The 24949-nt window shown below is 34.9% G+C and carries 25 protein-coding genes; 13 read left to right on the plus strand and 12 right to left on the minus strand.

The window, feature by feature from the left end; all coding sequences use genetic code 11:
* The first annotated feature begins 35 nt into the window (after positions 1-35).
* From DWY01_RS07840 to DWY01_RS07850, 3 genes are read left to right on the plus strand one after another with little or no spacing between them, the layout of a single operon-like run.
* Positions 36-911 carry a YitT family protein gene (locus DWY01_RS07840; protein WP_117995589.1) on the plus strand — a complete coding sequence of 292 codons (876 nt, stop codon included), beginning with the start codon at positions 36-38 and terminating at the stop codon, positions 909-911.
* Entirely contained in the window at positions 911-1726 is an 816-nt protein-coding gene (locus tag DWY01_RS07845; RefSeq protein ID WP_117995590.1) for a Cof-type HAD-IIB family hydrolase, read from the plus strand. Before DWY01_RS07840 ends, DWY01_RS07845 begins: the two co-directional genes overlap by 1 nt.
* On the plus strand, positions 1711-2934 hold the full coding sequence (locus DWY01_RS07850; RefSeq protein WP_117995591.1) for an NAD(P)/FAD-dependent oxidoreductase: 1224 nt from the start codon (positions 1711-1713) through the stop codon (positions 2932-2934). The genes DWY01_RS07845 and DWY01_RS07850 overlap by 16 nt, the downstream gene beginning before the upstream one ends.
* Here the strand turns inward: DWY01_RS07850 and msrA are convergent.
* Entirely contained in the window at positions 2931-3422 is a 492-nt protein-coding gene (gene msrA, locus DWY01_RS07855) for a peptide-methionine (S)-S-oxide reductase MsrA (protein ID WP_199519928.1), read from the minus strand. The two genes, DWY01_RS07850 and msrA, sit on opposite strands and share 4 nt — an antisense overlap.
* The gene (locus DWY01_RS07860; RefSeq protein ID WP_117995593.1) at positions 3422-4174 is read right to left on the minus strand and encodes a hypothetical protein; all 753 of its coding nucleotides are present in this window, start codon (positions 4172-4174) and stop codon (positions 3422-3424) included. The genes msrA and DWY01_RS07860 overlap by 1 nt, the downstream gene beginning before the upstream one ends.
* A gap of 87 nt (positions 4175-4261) precedes the next feature.
* Here DWY01_RS07860 and DWY01_RS07865 point away from each other — a divergent pair, with 87 nt between their 5' ends.
* The 6 genes from DWY01_RS07865 to DWY01_RS07890 are packed head-to-tail and all read left to right on the plus strand — an operon-like array spanning position 4262 to position 9498.
* Entirely contained in the window at positions 4262-5347 is a 1086-nt protein-coding gene (locus DWY01_RS07865; protein WP_158553680.1) for a RodZ family helix-turn-helix domain-containing protein, read from the plus strand.
* On the plus strand, positions 5307-5894 hold the full coding sequence (gene pgsA / locus DWY01_RS07870; RefSeq protein ID WP_243001992.1) for a CDP-diacylglycerol--glycerol-3-phosphate 3-phosphatidyltransferase: 588 nt from the start codon (positions 5307-5309) through the stop codon (positions 5892-5894). Before DWY01_RS07865 ends, pgsA begins: the two co-directional genes overlap by 41 nt.
* Before the next feature lies 1 nt (position 5895).
* Entirely contained in the window at positions 5896-6390 is a 495-nt protein-coding gene (locus DWY01_RS07875; protein WP_117995595.1) for a CinA family protein, read from the plus strand.
* Positions 6372-7388 carry a recombinase RecA gene (recA, locus tag DWY01_RS07880; RefSeq protein ID WP_117995596.1) on the plus strand — a complete coding sequence of 339 codons (1017 nt, stop codon included), beginning with the start codon at positions 6372-6374 and terminating at the stop codon, positions 7386-7388. Before DWY01_RS07875 ends, recA begins: the two co-directional genes overlap by 19 nt.
* A 43-nt stretch (positions 7389-7431) precedes the next feature.
* Positions 7432-8043, plus strand: a complete 612-nt coding sequence (locus DWY01_RS07885; protein WP_117995597.1) for a cysteine hydrolase family protein — start codon at positions 7432-7434, stop codon at positions 8041-8043.
* Positions 8044-8052: 9 nt separating this feature from the next.
* Positions 8053-9498, plus strand: a complete 1446-nt coding sequence (locus DWY01_RS07890; RefSeq protein WP_117995598.1) for a nicotinate phosphoribosyltransferase — start codon at positions 8053-8055, stop codon at positions 9496-9498.
* Between the two features lie 26 nt (positions 9499-9524).
* Here the strand turns inward: DWY01_RS07890 and DWY01_RS07895 are convergent, their stop codons facing one another.
* The 4 genes from DWY01_RS07895 to DWY01_RS07910 form a co-directional block, all read right to left on the minus strand.
* Entirely contained in the window at positions 9525-10925 is a 1401-nt protein-coding gene (locus DWY01_RS07895; protein WP_117995599.1) for a S10 family peptidase, read from the minus strand.
* Complete coding sequence (locus DWY01_RS07900) at positions 10926-11636, minus strand: gamma-glutamyl-gamma-aminobutyrate hydrolase family protein (protein ID WP_117995600.1); 711 nt, start codon at positions 11634-11636, stop codon at positions 10926-10928.
* Positions 11629-12984, minus strand: coding sequence for a transglutaminase-like domain-containing protein (locus DWY01_RS07905; protein ID WP_117995601.1), 1356 nt, complete (start codon positions 12982-12984; stop codon positions 11629-11631). The genes DWY01_RS07900 and DWY01_RS07905 overlap by 8 nt, the downstream gene beginning before the upstream one ends.
* Positions 12985-13045: 61 nt before the next feature.
* The gene (locus DWY01_RS07910; RefSeq protein WP_117995602.1) at positions 13046-13411 is read right to left on the minus strand and encodes a hypothetical protein; all 366 of its coding nucleotides are present in this window, start codon (positions 13409-13411) and stop codon (positions 13046-13048) included.
* 77 nt (positions 13412-13488) lie between these two features.
* Here DWY01_RS07910 and DWY01_RS07915 point away from each other — a divergent pair, with 77 nt between their 5' ends.
* From DWY01_RS07915 to DWY01_RS07925, 3 genes are all read left to right on the plus strand, one after another.
* Positions 13489-14916, plus strand: a complete 1428-nt coding sequence (locus tag DWY01_RS07915; RefSeq protein ID WP_117995603.1) for a DEAD/DEAH box helicase — start codon at positions 13489-13491, stop codon at positions 14914-14916.
* Between the two features lie 301 nt (positions 14917-15217).
* The gene (locus DWY01_RS07920) at positions 15218-15754 is read left to right on the plus strand and encodes a glucose-6-phosphate isomerase family protein (protein ID WP_117995604.1); all 537 of its coding nucleotides are present in this window, start codon (positions 15218-15220) and stop codon (positions 15752-15754) included.
* Entirely contained in the window at positions 15751-17475 is a 1725-nt protein-coding gene (locus tag DWY01_RS07925) for a class I mannose-6-phosphate isomerase (RefSeq protein WP_117995605.1), read from the plus strand. Before DWY01_RS07920 ends, DWY01_RS07925 begins: the two co-directional genes overlap by 4 nt.
* A gap of 12 nt (positions 17476-17487) precedes the next feature.
* On the opposite strand, the gene DWY01_RS07930 is transcribed toward DWY01_RS07925, so the two are convergent.
* Positions 17488-18078 (minus strand): GGDEF domain-containing protein, encoded by a 591-nt coding sequence (locus DWY01_RS07930; protein ID WP_117995606.1) that lies wholly within the window; start codon positions 18076-18078, stop codon positions 17488-17490.
* Between the two features lie 200 nt (positions 18079-18278).
* Between DWY01_RS07930 and DWY01_RS07935 the strand changes: the two genes are divergently transcribed.
* Positions 18279-19325: a Fic family protein gene (locus tag DWY01_RS07935; protein ID WP_117995607.1), complete on the plus strand. Its 1047-nt coding sequence runs from the start codon at positions 18279-18281 to the stop codon at positions 19323-19325.
* Between the two features lie 133 nt (positions 19326-19458).
* Here the strand turns inward: DWY01_RS07935 and DWY01_RS07940 are convergent, their stop codons facing one another.
* From DWY01_RS07940 to DWY01_RS07960, 5 genes are all read right to left on the minus strand, one after another.
* Entirely contained in the window at positions 19459-20142 is a 684-nt protein-coding gene (locus DWY01_RS07940; protein WP_117995608.1) for a pseudouridine synthase, read from the minus strand.
* The gene (locus DWY01_RS07945) at positions 20139-21473 is read right to left on the minus strand and encodes an RsmB/NOP family class I SAM-dependent RNA methyltransferase (protein WP_117995609.1); all 1335 of its coding nucleotides are present in this window, start codon (positions 21471-21473) and stop codon (positions 20139-20141) included. The genes DWY01_RS07940 and DWY01_RS07945 overlap by 4 nt, the downstream gene beginning before the upstream one ends.
* The gene (locus DWY01_RS07950) at positions 21473-22657 is read right to left on the minus strand and encodes an aspartate kinase (RefSeq protein WP_117995610.1); all 1185 of its coding nucleotides are present in this window, start codon (positions 22655-22657) and stop codon (positions 21473-21475) included. The genes DWY01_RS07945 and DWY01_RS07950 overlap by 1 nt, the downstream gene beginning before the upstream one ends.
* Positions 22658-22702: 45 nt before the next feature.
* Positions 22703-23824, minus strand: coding sequence for an amidohydrolase (locus tag DWY01_RS07955; protein ID WP_117995611.1), 1122 nt, complete (start codon positions 23822-23824; stop codon positions 22703-22705).
* A partial coding sequence (locus tag DWY01_RS07960; protein WP_117995612.1) for an amidohydrolase occupies positions 23824-24949 on the minus strand: 1126 nt, incomplete at its 5' end. The genes DWY01_RS07960 and DWY01_RS07955, both read right to left, overlap by 1 nt.

Here is a 24949-nt window from a genome sequence, read left to right on the forward strand (position 1 = left end):
AGAATAAAGATAGGATTTGTGAGGATGAGGGAAATATGAAAAAGACGAATTATGTTAAGGATGTATTGATTGTATTATTGGGTAATTTTATGGTGGCGGTTTCGGTTGCCTTTTTTGTTTTGCCAAATAATACATTGACCGGTGGAGTGGCCGGTGTGGCAGTGGCATTAAAGCCGTTGCTGCCATTTATTCCATCTGTATGGCTTATCAATATATTGATGATAGGACTTTATATTGTTGGTGCTATTTTTTTAGGAAAGGCATTTGCCTTGAAATCATTGATTTCTACATTTAGTTATTCATTCTTTGTTTCTTTGCTGACTTATGTAACAACATTATTTCCTAAAGAAACATTTGTGATGCAGCCCATGTTGGCAAGTATTTATTGTGGTTTGATTTCAGGGATTGGATTAGGTCTATGCTTTAGAGTGAACGCAAGTACAGGAGGGATGGATATTCCAGCCTTATTGATTCATAAATATACGCATATTTCTTCTGGAAATTCTGTTATGATCATTGATGCGTTAACAGTGCTTTTAGGAGTAACAACATATGGTATAGAACCAGCCTTGATTGGTGTTCTTTCTGTGTTCGCATCAGGCTTCGCAATTGATAAAACAATTTTAATTGGATCAAGCACGGCAATCAACTGTATGGTTGTTTCTGACAAATGGGTAGAAATTAAAAATCATGTATTAAATAAAATGGAACGTGGTGTTACAATTTTAGAAGGTAAAGGTGGATACACCAATGAATCGAAACCTGTATTAATGATTGTAATTCCGCAAAAGCTTTACAGCAATTTAGAACATGAAATTATGCAGCTAGATCCACGAGCCTTTATTATAGTGAATAGTGTTCATGAAGTCGATGGTGAAGGCTTTACGTATGAGTTGGAGGATATAATGTGATGCCACAATTAGTTATTTGTGATATTGATGCGACCTTGGTCAATGAGAAAAAAGAATTAACACCAAGGACAAAAGAAGCTTTGATTAAGCTTCATGAAAAAGGAATTTATTTTGGGATTGCCTCTGGTCGTCCTGTTGATGAGTTAAAACGTAATAAAGAACGTTGGGATTTACCGTTTGATTTTGATTTTGTGATGGGTATGAATGGTGCGGAATTATGGGATGGTGTACATCAAAAATTCTACAGCTATTTCATGATGAAAAAAGAATGGTTAAAGGAAACAATGGAAATTATGAATGTTGTTGAATGCAATCCAATGGTGTATTGGAAAGGAAAAATTCGCTGTGTTCGTATTGATGATTGGATGATTCATTCGGCTTCGACATCTCATAAAGAATTAGAAGTAGTAGATTTAGAAGAATTGTATGCGCATGAGAATGCAAAAATCATGTTTCGTATGAAAGAAGAAGATATGCCTAAGGCAGAAGCATGGGTGAAAGAACATCCAAATCCTTATTATCATGGTTTTAAAACACAGACTACATTGTTAGAATTCTGTGATAAAAGAATCAATAAGGGTTATGGCTTACAAAAAATATGTGAACTAAATGACATGGATTTAAAGGATGTCATGGCCTTTGGAGATACATCGAATGATAATGAAATGTTGAAGGTTGCCGGATGCGGTGTCTGTATGATCAATGGTACGGATGATACAAAGGCTTGTGCAAATGCGATCACAAAATTTGACAATGACCATGACGGTTTAGCTGTGTATTTAGAAGAAAGTGGAATCTTATGTCAAAAGTATTAATTGTGGGTGGAGGTCCATCGGGTTTAATGGCGGCATATGCTGCTAGCTTGCAGGGACATCAAGTGGAATTGTTTGAGAAGAATAAACAATTAGGCAAAAAGTTACAGCTTACAGGACATGGACGTTGTAACGTCACAAATAATTGCTCGAAGGATGAATTTTTTAAGCATGTTGTGCATAATGAAAAGTTCTTATACAGTCCATTTTCGCAATTCTCCAATTTGGATATGATCAAATTTTTAAAATCCAATGGATTACCAACCGTTGAAGAGGATCATGGACGTATGTTTCCAGGATCAAATTCAAGTCAAGACGTTGTTTTATTATTTGTGGAATTGTTACGAAAAAACAATGTCATTCTTCATATGGATGAAGCGTGTACAGATTTAGTGGTTGAAGATGATAAAATTGTCGGTATTGAAACCAATAAAGGAACTTATACATGTGATGTGGTGATTATCGCAACGGGTGGCAAGTCCTTTGTTTCAACTGGAAGTAGTGGCGATGGATATACATGGGCTAGTGCACTTGATATCAAAGTCAGTGACTTATATCCTGGCTTAGTTTCTTTGCGCACAAAAGAAAAGTTTGATTTAGCAGGACTTTCATTACAGAATATTGGTATTCAGGTAAAGAAAGATAAAAAGGTTTTATATAAAGAATTAGGCGACATCTTATTTACACATGAAGGCTTAAGTGGACCAGGTGTTTTGGCTATGTCAAGTTATGTCATCAATAAAAATCCGGAAAGAATCCTATTGGATTTGATTCCAGATAAAACGATTGATGAAGTAGATATGTTGTTGTTAGAACGAATGAATCATTCTTCCAATAGACAACTGCATCATATATTAGAGACGATGATTCCTAAGCGTTTAGTGCAGTATGTGATGGATCGTTTAAGTATGGATGTTTATTTAAAAGCGAACGAAACAACAAAGGCACAAAGAAGAAGTATTAGTGAATTATTGAAGTGTCTAGATTTTGAGATTTCAAGCTTTGCGGGTTTTGAGCAAGCGATGATTACTGTAGGTGGAATTAAAACGAATCAAATTCAACCTCAAACGATGGAGTCAAAGAAAATCAAGGGTTTGAAGTTTGTGGGTGAAGTCTTAGACTTGGATGCTCAAACAGGGGGATATAACTTGCAGATTGCCTGGACAACAGGTTATGTTGCGGGTACTACAATAAAAGAAGGGACTGATTAAAGTCCCTTCTTAAATTTTGATGCAGGTATATGGCAATAAGCCCCTGGGTTTTTATCTAAATATTTTTGATGATATTCTTCTGCATTAAAAAAGTTTTTTAATGGTTCTAATTCAACGGCTAAAGCTGAATCGTATTGTTTTTGGATTTCATCGTATTTGATTTGAATCATTTCTAAATCTTTTTCATCAACATAATAAATGCCTGTACGATATGAAATACCAACGTCTTCACCTTGTTGATTGACAGATATAGGATCAATAATGTCAAAGTATAAGTCTAGAATTCTAGGTAATGAAATCACTGTATCATCATATTCAATTTCTAAAGTTTCTGCATGACCAGTCAAACCTTTTTTGACATCTTTATATACTGGGTTTTCTGTGTTACCATTCGCATAGCCAACGGTTGTCTTTAGAATACCATCAAACTGATCGAAATAGTGCTGCACACCCCAAAAGCAGCCTCCTGCTAGATATATTGTTTTAATCATTTTAATTTATAATATTTTCCTTTCGCATCCTTTTTAAAGCGACCCACTTTTTTTGCGTAATCACTCTCTATCCATTTCGAAAGCTTACACTTCTTTTGTTTGTTCGCTAAGATGGGCATTAAATACTTACTTAAATCATCAATAGATGCATAGCGGGTATTGATTTTTGGATATTTCTTTAATGCTTCTATTACCTCTTCATCACTTGCTTCATTTGGCTTTGTGGTATTTGTTTGTTTCTTTTGTTTTTGCGCCTGTTTAGGCTGAGACTTAGGCGTTTCTTCCTTTAAAGGCAACAAGAACGGGTCTCTTGTTTGTAAGATTTCGATATCGATATCTTTTCCTTGAAACAATAAGGCTTGTTTAATTCCATGAAACCCTTGGTCGTTTGTGACAAGAAGAATCTTTTTGGGAACTACATTCGCAACAATTTGTCCAAGTAAGGTTGCACAATAGATGTCCGCAAAATTCTTTTGACTTTGGTGTGTGTTGAAACAATAAGAATTCGGAAAATCCTTGGCAATCGCAAAGATTTGTTGCCAGCACTTTTGCCCTATTTTTTCAAAATTACCAAAGAAAAAGAAGACACTAGGACTTGTAGCGTTGAGTGTTTTGATATCAAATTGTTGAACATTTTCACAATCAATACAATAAAGCGTATAGTCTTCAAAATTGTCGATTTGGATTCTTTGAGGAGAAAAACTCATGCATTGAGAAAAGGCTCCAATAGAAAAAATAAGTTGTGACATTTCATTCATCCTTTCGTAAATAATTATAGCACATCGTGGTATTCTTGCCTTGAATTTGTTATAATAATCTTCAAAGGGGGAGTTTTAGTGGCATATTATCACATCTTAAAAGAACGTCGAACAAATCTAAAACTTTCCATTCAGGATGTTTCAAATCAGACGCGTTTAGCGCCTCAATATATACAAGCAATCGAAGAAAATAACCTAGATGTTTTCTCCGATGACCTTTCTTTTGTACGTTACTTTGTACATGCTTATTCCGATGCAATCGGTGTAAATTGGCAAGCCATTAGCGATGAAGTAGATATGGATGTAAATGAATTTGCTCATCAAAGAGATATGGCTTTAACTATGGCTCAAAGGCGCATGGTAGAACAAATGGCAAGTGTTCAAAAGAGTAAAAAGACAACCAAAAAAAGAAAGAAAAAGTCGTCTTCAGCGTGGTTTCAAAAACATGTTAGTCGTACGAGTTCTTCTTTAAGTACAAATCAAACAAAGGTAATCAAAGTGCTTGTCCTGATTGGAATTGTAGGATTATGTGCATTATCAGCTATTAATGTAGGACTTCGTTCTATTTCAAATCAGAAGCTCGCAAATCAAGAGGAGCTTCGTCAGCAGGAATTATCTAAAAAAGAAAAAGAAACCAACAAATTGGCAAATCAACGTCAAAAAGAAAAGGAAGCCCAGGCTTTGGTAGTTAAGAAGATTACAGGAGAAACCAATGCCTATCAGCTTTCTAATATACAGGATGATGTCAAAACACTAGATTTGACAATCACATTACCATCGAAATCAAAAATTACTGTGAAAAAAGATGGAGAAGCAGTCAATGATACTTCAAAAACGTATACGGGTACGTTTACGCAAAATCTAGAATTATCTGAAAACTGTACTTTTGAAATTAGTATCGAAACATATTCAGATAATGATATCACGGTAGATGGAAAAGAAATTGATTTTGACAAAACAAATTGGCAGGAAGAAAGTCCAGCTGTTATTACTTTACAGGTGGGTAAAGGAAATCAGAATGTGAATGTAAATACTGATTCACAAGATGAAAGTAATTATGATTATGGTTACGGAACAGATAGTTACTATAATGATAATCTTTATACACAGGAGGATGGAATATATGGCCAAAATGAATATACCGAACAGACTAACAATTATTAGAATCTTATTAGTGCCTGTTGTTGTAGCTGTTTATCTTTGTATGGATCCTAGCGTATGCATTATTGATGAAACAAGTGGATTGGCATTGCGCGATGTAATCGCATTTGTGATTTTTGCGATAGCTAGTATTACCGACTTCTTTGATGGAATGTTGGCAAGAAAGAACAATTGGATTACTTCCTTTGGAAAATTTGCGGATCCAATCGCCGATAAAATGTTAGTAAATACAGTGTTGATCTTGATGGTTTATTTTCATCAAGCCAATGTTATTGCAGTACTATTGATGATTGCAAGAGACTTAATTGTCGATGGCTTACGAATGAGTGCTGCAAATTCAGGAGAAGTGGTGAGCGCAGGAATCTTTGGAAAATTAAAAACGGTTCTTCAAATGTTTGCGCTTGTATTCTTATTACTAAAGGATTGGCCATTTGTCTATATGGGAATTCCTATGGATCAAATCCTATTATGGGCAGCTACAGTGGCATCTTTATATAGTGGACTTATTTATTTCAATCAATTAAAGAAATACGTTTTGGAGACGATGTAATATGAATCGTGCAAAACAACTTGTTTTATTATGTACAAAACATCATTTGACCCTATCAAGCTGTGAAAGCTTAACAGCCGGTCTATTCACAAGCACGATTGCTTCCGTTCCAGGAGCTAGTGCCGTTTTAAAAGGCGGTTTAGTTACTTATTTTACACCAATGAAAAATGTATTGGCTCATGTGGATGTGGACTTAATTCAAAAATATGGTGTAATCAGTGAAGAATGTGCCTATGCCATGGCAAAGAACACAAGAGAAATTATGGATGTGGATTATTGTGTTTCATTTACAGGAAATGCCGGGCCTAGCGCATGGGAAGAAAAGCCAGCAGGAAGAGTCTATTGTGCAATTGCCTCTAAAAAAGCGGTACGTGTTTATGGATTTCAATGTACGGGTTTATCTAGAAATGATGTGCGAGAACATGTTGTTTTAGAAATGGTGGATGTGTTGATTAACACAATTCAAAAGGAGAATGTATGCCAAAAGAAAAAGTAGAAACAAATAAAGATAAGCTTTTAAGTGATGTTTTAAATGAAATTGAAAGAGAATATGGTAAAGGCTCAGTCATGAAGTTAGGTGATCGAGCAGCCGTTGATATTGAACCGATTCCTTCAGGAAGTTTACTCTTGGATGATGCCTTAGGTATTGGTGGATATCCAAAGGGAAGAATTATTGAAATCTTTGGTCCTGAATCGAGTGGTAAAACAACACTTGCACTTCATGCGGTGGCTGAAGTACAAAAGAAGGGTGGTCGTGCTGCATTTATTGATGCAGAAAATGCGATTGATCCGGTTTACGCAAAAAATTTAGGTGTAAATATTGATGAATTGATTTTATCTCAGCCAGATTCAGGAGAACAAGGATTAGACATCATGTTGATGCTAGTTGAAAGTGGTGCTGTTGACTTAGTTGTAGTTGATAGTGTGGCAGCCTTAGTTCCACAGGCTGAATTAGATGGTGAAATGGGTGATAATCAGGTTGGATTGCAGGCACGTATGATGTCAAAGGCGATGCGTAAGCTTGCGGGTGCAATGAATCAAAATGATTGTACAGCTATTTTCATCAACCAATTACGTGAAAAAGTAGGGGTTATTTATGGAAATCCAGAAACAACTCCAGGTGGTCGTGCTTTAAAATTCTATTCATCGGTTCGTGTTGATATTCGTAAGGCGGATGCGATTAAGAATGGTACGGATATTGTTGGGAATAAAGTAAAAGTAAAAATTGTTAAGAATAAGGTGGCTCCTCCATTCAAGACGGCTGTGCTTGAAATTATGTATGGAGAAGGTATCTCTTATATTAGTGAACTCTTAGATTTATGTGTAGATGCCAACATTGTGAAAAAAGCCGGTGCTTGGTTTAGTTATGAAGGGGAAAAAATTGGCCAGGGTAAAGAAGCGGCCAAGGCTTATATCAAGGCAAATCCTGAATTTAAATCAATGCTAGAAGAAAAATTAAAGGAATTTAGAACAAAGGAAGAGGTAGAAGAGTAAGAGTTCTGAGTACAGAACTCTTATTTTCCATTTAGAGGTATATATGGCACGTTTAGAAAAAAACAATTATAATCCAATTCAAAAAGAAGAATTAAATGCTCCTGTTGTGTTTGTGGTGGATATGATCAAAGGCTTTGTGGATATGGGAGCCCTACATGATGAGGCAATTGGGAATGTAGAAGAAAATATTCAATCCCTATTAAATTGTTTAGATTGCAATAATGTTTTTGTATGTGATTCACACCCTCCAAAGACGCGTGAATTCAATTCGTTTCCAGTACATTGTGTAATTGGTAGTGAAGAAAGTGAAGTTGTCGATTCTTTAAAGCCATTTATTAAGCATGTAATTAAGAAAAACAGTACGAATACATTTATGGCGCCTGAATTTGAAGAGTTCTTAAACTCGGATTTAGGGTATTATCGTGATATAATCGTAACGGGTTGTTGTACAGATTTATGTATTCTCCATTTCGTGTTGAGCTTAAACACTTGGTTTAACGAACACAATATGAATGAATATCGCATTTTTGTTGTAGAAAACTGTACTGAAACCTATCACATACCAGAAGTACATGATGCACCATTCTGGAATGATATAGCCTTTAAAATGATGGAGGCCAATGGCATTCGTGTCGTTTCTGAAGTAAGGGAGTAAGATTATAAAATGAAAGACAAGAGAAATTTAAGTTTAGTCATGGACTTTTATGAATTAACAATGAGTCAATGCTACTTCAATAATGATAAAGATAAAGAAGTTGTATTTGATTTGTTCTATCGTAAAAATCCAGATGATGGCGGATATTGTGTATTTGCAGGCTTGGAACAAGTTGTAGATTATGTTTCTAACTTGCACTTTGAAAAAGAAGATATCGACTATTTGCGTTCTTTAAATCAATTTAGTGAGGGGTTCTTAGAGTATTTATCTACTGTGCGTTTTACTGGAGATATTTATGCGATTCCAGAAGGAACACCTGTATTTCCGCATGAACCATTGGTTCGTGTAAAAGCGCCGATTATTGAAGCACAATTAGTTGAAACAGCCTTATTATTGGCTATCAATCATCAGACTTTGATAGCGACAAAATCACGTCGTATTGTACAAGCTAGTGAAGGAAGAGCAGTCATGGAATTTGGTGCACGTCGTGCCCATAACTTTGATGCGGCTATTTTAGGAGCTCGAGCTGCTTATATTGCAGGCTGCGCAGGAAGCGCTACAACATATTCTGGTAAAGAATTTGGTGTACCCGTATTAGGAACAATGGCACATTCCTTTATTCAAAGTTTTGATACAGAATATGATGCATTTATGTATTATGCGAAGACCTATCCAAACGCATGTACTTTATTAATTGATACATATTCAACTTTAAAATCAGGTATTGTGAATGCAATCAAGATCGCAAAGGATTATCTAGAACCAAATGGATATCGCTTACAGGGAGTTCGTATCGATAGTGGAGATATGGCATATCTTTCTAAAAAAGTTCGTAAGATGTTAGATGAAGCGGGTATGGAAGATTGTAAAATTGTTGTATCCAATTCATTAGATGAATATGTCATTGAATCTTTAATTCATCAGCAAGGTGCTAAAATTGATTCGTTTGGTGTTGGTGAAAACTTGATTTGTTCAAAGAACTCACCAGTCTTTGGTGGTGTATATAAGATGGTTGCCCTTGAAAAAGATGGTAAAATGATTCCTAAAATCAAAATTAGTGACAATGTTGAAAAGGTAACCAATCCAGGTATGAAGAATTTGAATCGTATCATGGATAAAGAAACAGGTATGGCAATTGCTGATTTGTTGACATTAGAAGATGAAGTCATTGATACTACACAAGATTTAACAATCTATCATCCGATGTCACGTTGGAAATACAAAGTCATTCCAGCTAATACATATACAGTACGCGATATGTTGGTACCAATTTTTAAGGATGGTAAGTTGGTCTATGATTTACCTAGTCTTGAAGAAATTCGTGCTTATAGTGAAAAGGAACTTGCTACAATTTGGGATGAAATCAAACGTTTTGTATATCCACAAGAATATTATGTAGACTTAAGTGAAAAGCTATTGAATCTTAAGTTAGAAATGTTGAAAAAATATAAATAAAAAAAGGGAACCATTTGGTTTCCTTTTTAAATACAGCTTTCAAAGAATTCACGCATATCCTTCGCAAGAAGATCAAAGCTTTCTTTACCAAGATAAGCCATATGGCCACTTGGATATTCACCGATTATAACTCGACTTTGATCTAGATTTGAGTGAGTAGCTAAATATCTAGCATTTCCTGCAGTTGTACATAAATCATATAGACCTGAGGCAAAGAAGACTTTCATCTGTTTATTTCTTCGCATACAACCAGCTAAGGATTGAGCTGGACTTGTCTTAAATTCACGATTCCAAGTCATATTTACATCAAAGACCAATCCCTTTGAAATACGATCACTTGTAATATTTAATTCTTGACGCATGAGTCCGTAGGCAGTTTGGAAAGCTGGTGTATATTGTCCCATAGCTGGATCGTCTGCAATCACATTAGCTTCCATAATTTCTGGATCATCATTCCAAGTATATCGACCGTCATAGAATCCCAATGCCAAACCTTTATCTTCTAATAGTTTGTGCGCAAAACCCTTTTGCATATCCATATGTAGATGATGTCTTAACCAATAAGCTTTATCAATGCCAGAATAGTAAGCTAATTTATTGGCTATTTCTTCTTTGTTTGGACAAGCATCACCTAAAAATAAGGCTGTAACATATTCAGTAGATGCGAATGTAAAGGCTTCTTCAATAAAGTCTTTTTGAGAGATATTTTCTTTGGGGTTATGGAAATAATTCGTAGCTGCCATTGTGATCAAATCCGTAGCACTTGCTTCAACAGGAAGCTTTTCAATAAAGTAACTACCAAGTAAGAAGATACCACTTACACTAATACCCATTGTATCGGCTTTTTCAGGTCCTGCACCCATAAGTTCTCCGGCAAGTAGAGCACTTCTTGCTGTACCATAGCTTTCACCTGCAAGTAATACTGGTGAATTTCTGCGGTTGTAACGAGCTAAAAATTGTTCGATAAATTTAGAAACACTACGAACATCGCCATGCGTTTCATAAAATTCTTTTCTTGCCTTTTCTTGAATTAAACGACCTAAACCAGTTCCGACCGGATCAATAAAAACTAAATCACACAAATCTAATAAACAATGTGGATTGTCTTCTAATTCAAATGGAGGAACCGTTGGAAGATTTAATTCGTCATCTAGTTTGACGATTCTAGGACCAAATAATCCCATATGAAGCCAAAGACTGGCACATCCTGGACCACCATTATAAATAAATAGGATAGGGCGTTTTGAATTGTTTTCTATATCACTTCTAAAATAAGCATAGCTAAATATAGATGCGACAGGATTGTTTTCTTCATCTACAAAGAAATTATCTTCACAAATCGTATGATAGGGAATCGTTTTTCCTTGGATTTGAATACTTCCATCCGCTTCGTATTTTGATTTTTCTAAGTTTTCTTGAATACGCATTTACTTCACCTCGCAATTTTTTAGGAATTCATTAAAGATAGCTTGCATCTCACCATATTTATGTGACATAGCTTCAGGATGAAACTGAACAGCATAGATAGGGAATGACTCATGTTCAATAGCTTCAATGATTCCATCACTAGATTTAGCCGAAACCTTGAAATTTGGGGCTAAGTCTTTGATTGCCTGATGATGAAAGCTATTGACCATAGCTTCATCACCTAAGCTTTTATATAGAAAGCTATCCTTTTCGATGTGGATCTTGTGACTTGGATTTTCTCTTTTTTCCTGCTGTGCATGCTTCAATACACTTCTTTTACAATACGACAAATCTTGATATAAAGATCCCTTAAAATAGACATTTAACATCTGAATGCCACGACAGATTCCCAAAATAGGAATCTGTTTCTGACAGACATATTTTAACAACCGCATTTCATAATAGTCACGGTCTAAGCTTGAATCCCCTTGTAATGATTCTGGATTTTCATTATAAATCATTGGATTTACATCGATGCCACCTGTCACAATTAATCCATCTAACATTTTGGCTTGTGCTTGAATGGTATCAAAATCATTTGTGATAGGTAAAATAATTGGACATCCACCAGCGCGAATGACACTGTTGATGTAAGCTTCATTGATAAATTGTTTAGGTAGATTTTCTTTATCCAATTCATTACAAGTAAGACCGATTACAGGTCTATTCATCTTTTCCCTCTAAAAGAGCGATTTCAATATTCTTTGTTTCTTTAATGATGTATTTGCCTGGAATAGCTTCATCTACATATTCCATTTCGCCATTTTGGTTGTCATATGGATCATTTGGCAAGAAGTTTTTAGCTGGCACAAAATCACCTTGGAATTTTGATGAGCATGGCGTTCTAAATGGATCTAGATATCCAAAGTAAAAGTCTCTTCTTTCTAGATTGCCTGCTCGATAAGATCCGCCACCAAATGAACAATCGGCATACAACCATCCATAAGGAGCTACATAGAAACGAGCCCAATCGTGGTTACCAATTGTTTCTGGTGTAGTATAAAGTCCAGCTTGCCAAGTGGCAGGAATGCCCGCAATACGACATAGAGTAATAAAGGTTAAGGCTTGTAAACCGCAATCTCCCTTTAATCCAGTAGTGATATATTCTGGAATACATGGTAAAGTTGCATAAGCACGTACATAAGAATATGTGACATGGCTTGTGATATAATCGTAGATCAATTTAGCCTTTAATAATGGGTTAGTTTCTTCACCGATAATTTCTTTAACTAGATTCTTTAAATAATCTGTAAATACAACGTGTGGAGCATATTCTTCAAGGCAAGTATCTGGATGTTCGTCTGTTACAATACTTGGATCTAATTCTTCGTAGTGCATGTGATTGATGAATTCATATTCAACACTGAATTCTTCACCTTTTTCATATGGCTTTTCAATATAGACACATCTTTGATCTACATTGTTATCGTTGACTAGACCTTCATGAGATGTGTTTAATAGTTTAAAATTCTCAACCTGTGCATATTCTTTTGGAATTGGAAGCCATACACGAATGGTTTTACCCGGCTTTTCAAATGCAGGGTCTACTTTAAGACTAGTCTTTACATGAATCTTGCAGTAAACATCCTTTTCTTTCTTCATTTTATGCATTACATCATCTAATAAAGTGCTTGTAGAATTTTGTTTTTCAATTAAACGATCTGTATAAGCTTTACGCACTTTAATTAAATTTTCAAAGAAGTTGTCTTTAAAATACATTTTTCCTTCGATAAAGATCCATTCAAACGCGTTATCCTTAAATAGAGTATCGAATTCTTCACCTTTAAAATCTGCAATTTTTGATTTTAATAATGCGATCGCATCTTCTTTTGAATACGTAAAATCTTCAGGAAGACGAGAAATCAATTCTTTTTCAAGTTCTAAACGCTCCTTTAGTTTGGCAGGAATGTCTTTTTGAAGACGTAAATCAATCATTTCCTGCATTAATTTAAATTGCCCGTTCCATTTTAATTTCATTAAGTCTTCTGGAAGGGGCGTGTTCAATGTTGTCATGTTCATAATAGTTCACCTCGAATTGATTATAACCTATTATGAAAAATATTACACAAAAAAATGAAACTTATTGAAATAAATTCCGAATTAAATCATCCTGACTATATTTTTCCTGTGTTTCCTTATCGATACTCATTAAAGCAGGAGGTAGTTTTCTGTATGATTTATAATATTGAAGTACTAAAGACAATGCTAAGAAGGGAGCCCATTCTTGAAGTGTCATATTGTCTTTTGATTCTAAAAGAAATCCATCTTTTAAGATTTCTTTTCGTTTAGCACAATCCAATCCATATTCTAACTCATTGCCATAATTTGTGTTTAATATCTCTTCATTAAATGAAAGAATAGGACTTAAGTTATTTAATGGGGCATTCATACTATATTGATAGGTATGTCTATCGATTTGTTTCATCACTAATGTTTTATATTTCATGATTTTATTGTATCTCATAAAAGTTTTTAGTTCTGTTAAATATTATTAACATGGTATAATTCTGTAGGTGATAAAATATGACATTTGAACAAATGAATTTAGATAAAAATATTATACAAGCCTTACATACATTGGGTTATGAAAAACCATTACCCGTACAAGAACAGGTTATCCCTAATATTCTTTTGGGAACGGATTGTATTGTAAAGTCTAGAACAGGAAGTGGGAAGACAGCTTCTTTTGCGATTCCCATTATTCAAAATCTAGAAATTGACGAAAGAAGTCCTCAAGCATTGGTGCTTACACCAACTCGTGAATTAGCTTTACAGATTCAGCAGGATTTTGATCGCATTGGAACCTTCAAAAAAATTAAGACATTACCTATATTTGGTAAGCAGCCATTTAAGTTTCAAAAGGAAGATTTGAAACAAAGATGCCACGTTGTGATTGGTACACCAGGAAGAGTTTTAGATCATCTTCAACAAGACACACTAGATCCTTCTAAAATTAAATATGTTGTTTTGGATGAAGCAGATGAAATGTTAAATATGAACTTCTTAGATGAAGTCCAAGCTATTTTAAAATATATGCCAAAAAAACATGTAACATGTTTATTTAGTGCAACCTATCCAGAAGTGATTCAAAGAATGAGTAAGAAATATTTGTATAAACCAGCTAAGATTGATCTTACAAGCACAAATAAGCCAAATATAGTAGAAGAAGCCTATCATGTAAATGAAGAACATAAGGAATTGTTCCTTTTACACTTATTAGCTTTAAAGAAACCTGAATCTTGCATGATCTTTTGTAAGACACAGGCCAGAGTAGATGAAGTATGTGAATGTTTAGAAAAGAATCAAGTCAGTGTAGATAAGATTCATGGCGGTATGATGCAAGAAGAGCGCTTATCTCATATGCGACGCTTTAAAAAAGGAAAAGTACGTATTTTAGTATGTACTGATGTTGCAAGTCGAGGCATTGATGTCTTTAAAGTAGAGATGATAGTTAACTATGACATGCCTAGTCCCGTAGAAACATATACACATCGTATTGGTCGAAGTGGCAGGGTTGACGAACAAGGCTTAGCCGTTAGTTTAGTGAATGAATATGATGGGATTCGAAAAGAAAAGCTAGAAGAATATTTAGGTTACAATTTACCTTTTAAAGAAGAGGGTGAAGTCTATTTAAGTGATTTAGACGTACTTGATTCATTAAAAGAATCGAATCGTGTTGTGGTTGATAAATCAAAAGATTTAAGAAAGGGTATCACAAAAATATATTTAAATGGAGGAAAGAATAAAAAAATTCGTCCAGGCGATATTGTAGGGGCTATCTGCGAAATTGATGGAGTTACTGTAGATGATATTGGTGTAATTCAAGTACAGGACCATCAGTCTTATGTTGATATCTTGAATGACAAGGGAAAACTTGTATTAAAGAATTTAAAGACAATTAAAGGCAAAACATTACGTATTCAAAAGGCAAAAAATGGATTTGGTCACTAGACCAGATCCATTTTGTTGTACATTACTAAAATACGTGATTTGCACGTAAATAGGGAGTGAACTTTAATAGAAGTAAAAGATAAAGGTGATTGAAAGTATTCGTATATGTAATGAATCTTTTTCGTGATTTATATATAGTTATAATTTTGAATGATTAAAATGAGCCCAAATAGTTTTAAATAGAGCTATTTTGGACCTTTTTCTATGGCTTATAAATATTGTGGTTGTCTTTATGTTGAAATGTTATAACAATAGTTCTATAATAAAATTGAATGTTATAACAATTAAATGGGAGGCAATTATGGAAATTAAAGACGCAAAAGTATTTCATGATTATTTAAATGGTGTGATTGAAGGTAAGGATGTTAAGAAGAGTACAAAGCTATATGCGAGTGCGAAAACATTTTATAAGAGTGTGGATTCAAGTGTTTCAGATGATCAAATTATGTATGAAGTGTATTCCTATGAACATGATGGTTTGTGTTATGGATTGACTGTGATGCAGCCAGTATGCGTGAATGGGGAATGTAATGTAACGCGTGGACATTTTCATGAAAATTTGGATTGTGATGAAATCTATTGTGGTATGGCTGGTGAAGGTCTTCTTTTATTGATGGATGAAAATTATCATTGTCATGCTGAAAAAGTAAAATGTGGAAGTGTACACTATATTGATGGACATTTGGCACATCGCCTCGTGAATACAGGTAATACGGAATTAAAAGTGCAATGTATGTGGCCAAGGCATGCAGGTCATGATTATAAGCGTGTAGAAGAGCATCCTTTTACAGTAAGAGTGTTTAAGAAAAATGGTGAATTGAAAGTGGAGGAAGAATGAGTTATTTAAATTTTAAATCGGAATATGATCGTTTCCCTAAAACAACAATAAAGAATCATAAAGCGTTTCATGGTTATGATGAAATCTATCAGGAATTAAATCAGAAAATAAATAATTCGAGTGTTGTAGTCTTTGATTATTATCCAGGTGTAGATGAAGAGGAAGTATATGAATTGATCAAACGATTCAATTTTTCTTTAGAAATCAATATGCATAATATCTTTAAAGATGGCAAAACTATGACAGAACAAATGAAATATAATCTTACAGATGATCGTGTCTTTGGCAAGATGTATTATGGAAATCTTTTAGATTTTATGGATGAAGAAAAGCTTCAAAGGGCTAAAGATAAAGTGAATGAATGTAAAGACTCTGTCATTATATATGGTGTAGGTGCAGGTTTAATTACACATGGTGATATATATGTCTACTTTGATATGGCACGATGGGAAATTCAATTACGTTATCGTAAAGGAATGCCAAATTATAATGCGACTAACTATGATGAAGATATATTAAAGAAATATAAGCGTGGATATTTTATTGAATGGCGTATAGCAGATAAACATAAGGCTGAAAGATTTGAAAGTTTTGATTATGTAGTAGATACAAATGCATCAAATGATCCTAAAATGATTTCAAAAGATACATTTATCGAAAGTTTAAAACGATTAGCTCAAAAACCATTTCGAACTGTGCCTTACTTTGATCCAGGCGTATGGGGTGGTCAATGGATGAAGGAAGTGTGTAACTTAGATACAAATCAATCAAACTACGCATGGAGCTTTGATGGTGTACCTGAAGAGAATAGTATTCTATTTGACTATGATGGAGTTACATTTGAGTTACCAGCTATGGATTTAGTGTTGTATCAACCAAAAGAATTATTGGGTGAACAAGTGTATTCTCGTTTTGGGGCAGAATTTCCAATTCGCTTTGACTTTCTAGATACGATGGAAGGACAAAACTTATCTTTGCAGGTACATCCATTAACGGAATATATTAAAAAGAATTTTGGCATGAGCTATACACAGGATGAAAGTTATTATATTTTGGATGCCAAAGAAGATGCACATGTATATCTAGGTTTAAAAGAAGGTATTGATAAAGAGGAAATGATTCGTGATTTAGAATCTGCACAAAGAAAAGAAATTGTATTTGATGCCGATAAGTATATTAATAAGTTTCCGGCAAAGAAGCATGATCATTTCTTGATTCCAGCAGGAACTTGTCATTGTTCTGGAAAAAATGCGATGGTACTAGAAATCAGCGCAACTCCGTATATTTTCACTTTTAAATTGTGGGACTGGCAAAGACTAGGCTTAGATGGCCTTCCAAGACCTATCAATATTGAACATGGTAAGCATGTTATTCAATGGAATCGCACGACAGAGTGGGTCAAAGAAAATTTAGTGAATTCAATTTATGAAGTAAAAGAAGAGGAAAATGATTGTAAGATTGAGCATACGGGTCTTCATGAATTGGAATTCATTGAAACTAGAAGATATACAGTAAAGGATAATTCATTTCATAAAACATATGGTACAGTAAACATGTTAAATCTGATTGATGGAAAGAGTGCCATTATTGAAGGAGATTTTGAACCGTTTATTGTGCATTATGCAGAAACCTTCATTATTCCTGCAAGTATAAAAGAGTATACAATCAAGCCTTATGATTGTGATGAAGTGAAAGTATTAAAGGCATATGTAAGAAATTAAAAAAGTGACAACCTAGATGGTTGTCATTTTATGTGTTCGCTTCTGTGCATACATCCTTTGATCCGCTATCTGCAGAATTTTTAATAGAGAAGTTCTTTCGTTTGCATCAATATAGACAGTTCCAAAGCTAAAGCTTTGCGGATAATCTTTTGCGTACTTTGAGAATTCTTCATTGATAAGTTCCATTTTAATGTTGATGGATTCAATGGATCCGTTCTTGAATAGAATACAGAATTCATCTCCACCCAAACGAGCAATAATATCTTCTTCACGAATATTTGATTTTAGAATATCTACAAAATCACAGATATAGGTATCTCCCTTGTCATGGCCAAAATGATCATTTACATATTTTAAATGGTCTAAGTCACAGTAACATAGAGTTGCAGGAATTTTCTGGTCTAAAAACTTCTGCATCTCATCTTTAAAATAATAGCGATTGCCAACTTGTGTTAATGCATCAATCTTTGCCTGTTGATGCAAACGATCCTGTTCGTGTTTTTCTTGTGTAATATCATGAATAAAATGGGCATAGGCTAGTTTATCTTCCCATTCCATACCAATGGTGACAATATGATAGTATCGACTGTCTTTATCTTTCATGTTCCAATCACAAGGATTATTTATTTTTTTTATAAAATGTGAATATCCCTGCGAATCGCATAAAATATTATTTATCCCACAAAAAACGAATGAATTTAAGGGAAAATAGCCTTAAATATATTGACTTTCCCTTATTGCTTATTATAATTTAAGGGAAACAAGATACTTTAAGGGAAAAATGAAAGACAGGTGTTTAAATAATGAGACCGTTTAACTATTCAAAAATTAAAGAAGAAAAGTGGGATTCAGAAATTCTTGGTCTCATAGCAGCAATATACAAGTTCGCAGGGAAACAAGAACTATATCTTAAGCAAAGACCATACGAGTTGGAGAAACTTGTGGAGATAGCAAAGATTCAGAGTACCGAGGCTTCAAATGCGATAGAGGGTATTGTAACAACCAATACAAGAATTAAGCAGTTGGTGGAGGAGAAGACCACACCAAAGAATAGAGATGAAGAGGAAATCGCAGGATACCGTGATGTATTAAATATTATCCATGAGAGTTTTGATACGATTCCTATTACACAAAACTATATTTTACAGTTGCATAAAATATTGTGCAGCCATATGAATAATCCACTCGCTGGGCGAACCAAGACTGTACAGAATTATATTAGTGCCACATATCCAGACGGACGTACGGAGGTGCTGTTTACACCATTGGCACCATTTGAAACACCAGAGGCTCTTGATAGAATCTGTGAAGAGTACAATAAGGTAATTGGAAATTATGAGGTGGAGCCATTATTGGCTATTCCAATTTTTATACATGACTTTCTGTGTATCCATCCATTTAATGATGGTAACGGCAGAATGAGCAGATTGCTTACAACTCTTCTACTTTATCGTAGTGGATTTTATGTGGGTAAGTACATCTCGCTTGAAGCCAAAATTGCAAAGAATAAGGATTTGTATTATGAGGCTTTGGGTCATTCACAGGATGGCTGGCATGAAGGAGAAGAGGACGCAGTTCCTTTTATCAAATATTTACTTGGAACAATTCTTGCTGCTTACAAAGATTTTGAAGACCGATTTGAAATTGTAGAAGAGAAACTTCCGGCAATTGAGATGATTCGTAAAGCTACACAGCAAAGGATTGGGAAATTCAATAAGCAAGATATTCGAGAACTATGCCCGGCACTCAGTGTGAGTTCTATAGAAGGTTCACTTCGTAAGCTTGTAGCAGAAGGAGAACTTCGCAGGGAAGGCAGAGGGAAATCTACATTTTATGTTAGATTGAAATAAGAATCAGCCCAATTTCGTTTTTAGAACATGTTCCCGTGTACGAAAAATGGGCATTTTGGCATTTTATTATAAAAAAAGAGATGAGCTGAACTCCATAAGCGATAAAATTCACTTACTCGTTACAGTCCCTTTCTTAGCTTTTTAATGCATCTAATTCTTCTTGGGTTAAAGCTCTAAATTCACCTAATGGTAAATCATCTAGTTTTAAAGGACCAAACTCAATGCGTTGAAGATAGGTAACTGTACAATTTGCCTTTTCAAACATTCTTTTGACTTGGTGAAACTTACCTTCATGAATCGTTAGATACGCTTTATTTGTATCTAAGATTTCAAGCTTAGATGGAGCTGAAGTAAATTCTTCAAATTCCATTGGAGAATTAAAGAAATCTATGGCATTTTCTGGTAGAGTTCCATCAAATTCGACATAGTATTTTTTATCAACATGTTTTTTTGGTGATAATACTTCATGTGTTAGCTTGCCATCATTACTAATGAGTAGAAGTCCTTCTGTATCGATATCCAATCTTCCTACTGGATATAGATCGTGTCTTTGACTTTGAATAAGCTCCATTACTGTTGGATACATTGCATCTTCGGTTGCACTTACATAGTCTTGTGGTTTGTTTAACATGTAGTATTCAAATTCCACATAGCTTACAGGCTCATCATCCACACAAACACGATCATCATCCTTAACGTTATAGTCGGCTTTTTTTACTGTTTCATCATTGATAGTAACCCACCCGTTTTTGATTAGTTTTTTTACATCATTTCGTGTGCCAAATCCCATATGAGATAAGTATTTGTCAAGTCTCATTGATAACGCCATCCTTTCGCATATTTATTTTTTAAGGATCCCTTCGAAAGCTTCGCAAAGCCTAAAGGGAAGTTATTTACACAAACAAGTGTCCATCCTGATGTTTTGGAATCTAAATCCTTTACATCTAGAGTTTCACCTTTTAAATATTTAATAACACGCTCATCTTCAATTGTGAAGTTTAATACATTTTTAAATTGTTCAGGACAAAGGGCAAGGGCAAGGCTTTGAGCTGGTTCAAAATGTTTACCTTTTAATTGACCTAATAATAAGCCTGATCTAAGTACGCGATAGCCTTTGTAGGCTTGAAAATCTGTATTTAACCAAATAACCTTGTCTTTTTTGACTTTGATTGTGCCTTTATTTAATTTAACCAATCTTAAAAAATCAGTAACACAATCATCTATTGTATCGCTTGGCTCAAGTTTTATCTTTTTATGTTTAGATTCTCCATCCTTTGAAAGTAAAGCCACAAAATGACCTTCTCCTTTAATTTTATGAGGATAGAGACGTACACACTCTTCCATATTTATACCTGGTTTCATGCCCTCTACCTTTTCGATTGGCATGAGGTGCAAATCTGAATGTTGATCTAATACAGCTTGAATGACCTCTTCATTTTCATGAATCGAAAAAGTACATGTTGAATACACAATAGATCCGCCTGGTTTCAACATGGATACAGCTGCATTTAAAATATTTTTTTGAATAGGCGGATAGAATGTATCATCCTTTTCAATCCAGCTTTTAATTAAATCGGGTTCTTTACGAAACATTCCCTCACCACTGCAGGGGGCATCCACTAAAATCTTATCAAATGTTTCAGGATAGTACTTTTCCATATTTGTTAAATCTTCACTGGTTATCCAGGCATTGTCACAACCAAATAATTCAATGTTCTTTAGAAGCCCCTGACATCTTGAAGAACTAATATCATTGGATATTAATAATCCTGTATGATTGAGCTTTGTAGCAAGCTTTGTGCTTTTTCCACCAGGAGCGGCACACGTATCTAATACAGTATCATTCTCGGCTACAGGGAGAATTTGTGCTGGAAGCATAGCACTTGGTTCTTGAAGATAATAAAGTCCTGCATAATAGTAGGGATGTTTACTAGGCTTATCTTGACTAGAATAATAGAAGCCGTCTGTAGTCCATGGGATGGGCTCAAGCTTAAAGGGTGAAATTTTTAAGAATTCTTCAACTGAAATCTTAAGTGTATTCACTCTTAAACCGTAGTATCTTTCATGATCAAAGCTATTTAAATAATCTTCATATTCATCTTGAAGAAGTGCCTTCATTTGTTCTTTAAATTTAACTGGTAATTCCATTATAAATCAAATGCCTTTCCTAATGTTTGAACGGCACGAACTTTGTCTTTTTTTTCAATTGTTAGTGAAATGGAAATCTCACTTGATGTGATCATATAATATTTGATGTTGTTTTCACTTAAGATATTTAATACTTTACTCGCAATACCAGAATGCGTAGAAATTCCAAGTCCAACTAAAGATAATTTGATATATCCAAGCATTTGATGTACTGGATATTCCTTTGAGGCATGCTCCATAATTTGATTACTCTGTTCTTCAGAACAGTATAATGTAAAGTTGGCAAGTCCTTCATCGTCTAATTGTTGTGAAATGGTGTCTAGGTTGATATTTAAATCGGAAATCATTTTAAATAGCTTTCCTAAATAAACTCCATCATTCGGTAAGTGCATAAAGCGCATGATCGCATAGTCGTCTTTTACACTTAAGCCTGTAATTGGCATATCTTCTAATTCTTTATGCATAATCCAAGTTCCTTTCTCTAAATCTGTTTCCAAAGCTTTTCCTAAGAAAAGGGGAACGTTATATTTACTCGCAAGCTCAACGCTACGTGTTTCTAATACACCAGCTCCAAGACATGCCATCTGCATCATTTCTTCATAAGAAATCGATTTTAATTTTTTAGCACGTGTATATAGACGTGGGTCAATGGTATAAACACCCGCAACATCAGTAAAGATATGGCATTGATAGCCTAATTTTGCGGCAATCGCAACGGCTGTTGTGTCACTTCCACCACGTCCTAAGGTTGTAATGTCTCCATATTCAGTAGCTCCTTGAAAACCAGCGACAACGACTACTTTTCCTTGATCTAAATGGGATTGAATCGTTGTTGTATCAATATCTTTGATCAAGGCACGCGAATGATGTTTACTCGTAAGAAAACCAGCTTGATATCCGGTTAAGCTAATCGCATCCACTCCAATTGAATTCATTGCAATCGCAAGGAGTGTGATGGTTTGTTGCTCACCCGTAGATAATAGGGAATCCAATTCTCTTTTATTTGGATTGTTTGTGACAGTATGAGCCAGCTCAATTAATTTATTTGTGGTTTTTCCCATGGCACTCGCAACAATGACTAGATTATGACCTTTTTCTTTCATTGCCTTCGCATGCTGGGCAATGGCCTGAATCTGTTCAATTGTTCCAACGCTGGTTCCACCATATTTTTCAACTATATTCATAATTAATCTCTCCAACTCCAACATTTTAACATAATAAAAGCTGTCTTAGACAGCTTTTATTCCATTAATATATACATTTTTGATTGTGTTAGTCAAATCCAACAAGCTTTTTGTACAGATAATAAAGTCTGCATCTTTTCCAACTTTAATCGAACCTACACGATTATCTAAATGTAAGATTTTAGCTGGATTGATTGTGATGGCTTTAATGGCTTCATTTTCTGGAAGTCCTGCTTTATGGGCAAGAGCCGCATTTAATGGCAGATATTGTTGGGGATTAAATGGGGAATCGGTTGTAATCGCAAATAAGATGCCTTTTTCATACATCTTATTTGGCGTTCCAAATGAATCGTTGGCACATTCAAATTTATCCTTGTGACAAAGACTTGGTCCACAAATACATGGAAAACCACTTTCTTTAATCTGGTCTAAGATTACTTGTGAGTCTGTCGCATGATCTAAGGTGATTTCAATATCATATTCCTTTGCGATACGAATCGCTGTTAACATATCATCTGCTCTATGGGCATGACATTTTAATGGGATTTCTTTTTTAATGACAGGAATCATAGCCTCTAGCTTTTGATCATAGTCTACGTCTTTACCGGATTCTTTTTTAGCAAGGTATTCCTTTGTTTTCTCTAAAGTTTCTCTTAGCAGAGCACTGATTTGCATACGTGTATCGATGCTCTTTCCTTTATAGCAATTCTTTGGGTTTTCTCCAAAGGCTGCCTTCATTGCGATCGGATTTTGAATGGTCATTTCATCAATACAATTTCCTTTGGTCTTATACGCAAAGAAAGTTCCACCAATCACATTGGCACTTCCAGGTCCTGCGGCTACCGTTGTGATACCTGCATTTAATGCGACTTCAACGGTTTCATCCATTGGATTACAACCATCAATTCCTCGCATGTTGGGTGTAATGGGATTTGTGATTTCATTTAAATCATTTCCTTCAAAACCAATGGCTGTTTCTTCCATGCCCAAATGACAATGGGCTTCAACCATACCTGGATAGACTCTAAGACCTGTAAGATCTTGAATTTCTTCATTTTCTGGAATTAGATTGGTTCCAATCTCAGTAAATTTACCCTTGTCGATTCTAAAGTCACCGACAAAGGGTTCTTGTTCCATTGTGTAGATAGTTGCGTTTTTAAAAAGCATTAAGCTGCCTTCTTTCCATCTACATAAACGGATTTAATTTCATTTTGCGTATCCAAAATATTCTTAGTACAAACGACAAAGTCTGCGTCTTTTCCTACTTTAATAGATCCAACACGATTATCTAAGCCTAAGATTTTAGCTGGATTGATTGTGATGGCTTTAATAGCTTCATATTCTGGTAAGCCAGCCTTTGCGGCAAGAGCTGCACTTAATGATAGGTATTGTTGAGGAATAACAGGAGAGTCTGTAATAATAGAGAATAAAATACCAGCTTTATATAGTTCGTTTGGTGTTTCAAAAGACATGTTCGCAAGTTCAAATTTAGATTTGTGAGTTAATGCTGGTCCACAAATACAAGGGAATCCACTCTCTTTGATTTGAGGAAGGATACAACGAGCATCTGTAACATGGTCCAATGTGATTTTAATATTTTCTTCTTTCGCAATACGAATAGCTGTTAAGATGTCATCGGCTCTATGTGCATGACACTTTAATGGAAGCTCTCTTTTTACAACTGGAATCATAGCCTCTAGCTTTTGATCATAAGCTACATCTTTACCTGCTTCTTTTTTCTCCATGTATTCTTTAGTCTTAGCTAAAGTTTCTCTTAATAAGGCACTGATCTGCATACGTGTATCAATTTTCTTTCCCTGATAACAACGCTTAGGGTTTTCTCCAAATGCTGCCTTCATTGCGATTGGATTTTCAATAGCCATTTCATCAATGCAGTTACCCTTTGTCTTATACGCAAAGAAAGTACCACCAAGTACATTAGCACTACCAGGGCCAGCAGCTACGGTTGTAACTCCACCCTTTAATGCAAGTTCTATAGTTTCATCCATTGGATTACATCCATCGATTCCACGCATATTTGGTGTGATAGGATCTGTGATTTCGTTCACGTCATCTCCTTCAAAGCGAATGGCTGTTTCTTCCATACCTAAATGGCAGTGACTTTCAACCAAACCAGGGAATACATATAGACCATTTAAATCTTGAATGTCTTCACCTTCATCTGGCGTTAGATTCTTTCCTACTTGTGTAAATACACCCTTATCAATTTTAAAATCACCAACAAATGGTTCTTGTTCCATTGTGTAAATAGTTGCGTTTTTAAATAACATT

This window comes from Eubacterium sp. AF22-8LB, assembly GCF_003458715.1.
In the GTDB taxonomy this organism is placed as follows: Bacteria; Bacillota_I; Bacilli_A; order Erysipelotrichales; family Erysipelotrichaceae; genus Holdemanella.

Coding starts and splice junctions, on each gene's coding strand:
- DWY01_RS07840 (WP_117995589.1), top strand. CDS start 36: ATGAAAAAGACGAATTATGTTAAGGATGTATTGATTGTATTATTGGGT.
- DWY01_RS07845 (WP_117995590.1), top strand. CDS start 911: ATGCCACAATTAGTTATTTGTGATATTGATGCGACCTTGGTCAATGAG.
- DWY01_RS07850 (WP_117995591.1), top strand. CDS start 1,711: ATGTCAAAAGTATTAATTGTGGGTGGAGGTCCATCGGGTTTAATGGCG.
- DWY01_RS07860 (WP_117995593.1), bottom strand. CDS start 4,174: ATGTCACAACTTATTTTTTCTATTGGAGCCTTTTCTCAATGCATGAGT.
- pgsA (WP_243001992.1), top strand. CDS start 5,307: ATGGCCAAAATGAATATACCGAACAGACTAACAATTATTAGAATCTTA.
- DWY01_RS07875 (WP_117995595.1), top strand. CDS start 5,896: ATGAATCGTGCAAAACAACTTGTTTTATTATGTACAAAACATCATTTG.
- recA (WP_117995596.1), top strand. CDS start 6,372: ATGCCAAAAGAAAAAGTAGAAACAAATAAAGATAAGCTTTTAAGTGAT.
- DWY01_RS07885 (WP_117995597.1), top strand. CDS start 7,432: ATGGCACGTTTAGAAAAAAACAATTATAATCCAATTCAAAAAGAAGAA.
- DWY01_RS07890 (WP_117995598.1), top strand. CDS start 8,053: ATGAAAGACAAGAGAAATTTAAGTTTAGTCATGGACTTTTATGAATTA.
- DWY01_RS07895 (WP_117995599.1), bottom strand. CDS start 10,925: ATGCGTATTCAAGAAAACTTAGAAAAATCAAAATACGAAGCGGATGGA.
- DWY01_RS07900 (WP_117995600.1), bottom strand. CDS start 11,636: ATGAATAGACCTGTAATCGGTCTTACTTGTAATGAATTGGATAAAGAA.
- DWY01_RS07905 (WP_117995601.1), bottom strand. CDS start 12,984: ATGAACATGACAACATTGAACACGCCCCTTCCAGAAGACTTAATGAAA.
- DWY01_RS07910 (WP_117995602.1), bottom strand. CDS start 13,411: ATGAAATATAAAACATTAGTGATGAAACAAATCGATAGACATACCTAT.
- DWY01_RS07915 (WP_117995603.1), top strand. CDS start 13,489: ATGACATTTGAACAAATGAATTTAGATAAAAATATTATACAAGCCTTA.
- DWY01_RS07920 (WP_117995604.1), top strand. CDS start 15,218: ATGGAAATTAAAGACGCAAAAGTATTTCATGATTATTTAAATGGTGTG.
- DWY01_RS07925 (WP_117995605.1), top strand. CDS start 15,751: ATGAGTTATTTAAATTTTAAATCGGAATATGATCGTTTCCCTAAAACA.
- DWY01_RS07930 (WP_117995606.1), bottom strand. CDS start 18,078: ATGAAAGATAAAGACAGTCGATACTATCATATTGTCACCATTGGTATG.
- DWY01_RS07935 (WP_117995607.1), top strand. CDS start 18,279: ATGAGACCGTTTAACTATTCAAAAATTAAAGAAGAAAAGTGGGATTCA.
- DWY01_RS07940 (WP_117995608.1), bottom strand. CDS start 20,142: ATGAGACTTGACAAATACTTATCTCATATGGGATTTGGCACACGAAAT.
- DWY01_RS07945 (WP_117995609.1), bottom strand. CDS start 21,473: ATGGAATTACCAGTTAAATTTAAAGAACAAATGAAGGCACTTCTTCAA.
- DWY01_RS07950 (WP_117995610.1), bottom strand. CDS start 22,657: ATGAATATAGTTGAAAAATATGGTGGAACCAGCGTTGGAACAATTGAA.
- DWY01_RS07955 (WP_117995611.1), bottom strand. CDS start 23,824: ATGCTTTTTAAAAACGCAACTATCTACACAATGGAACAAGAACCCTTT.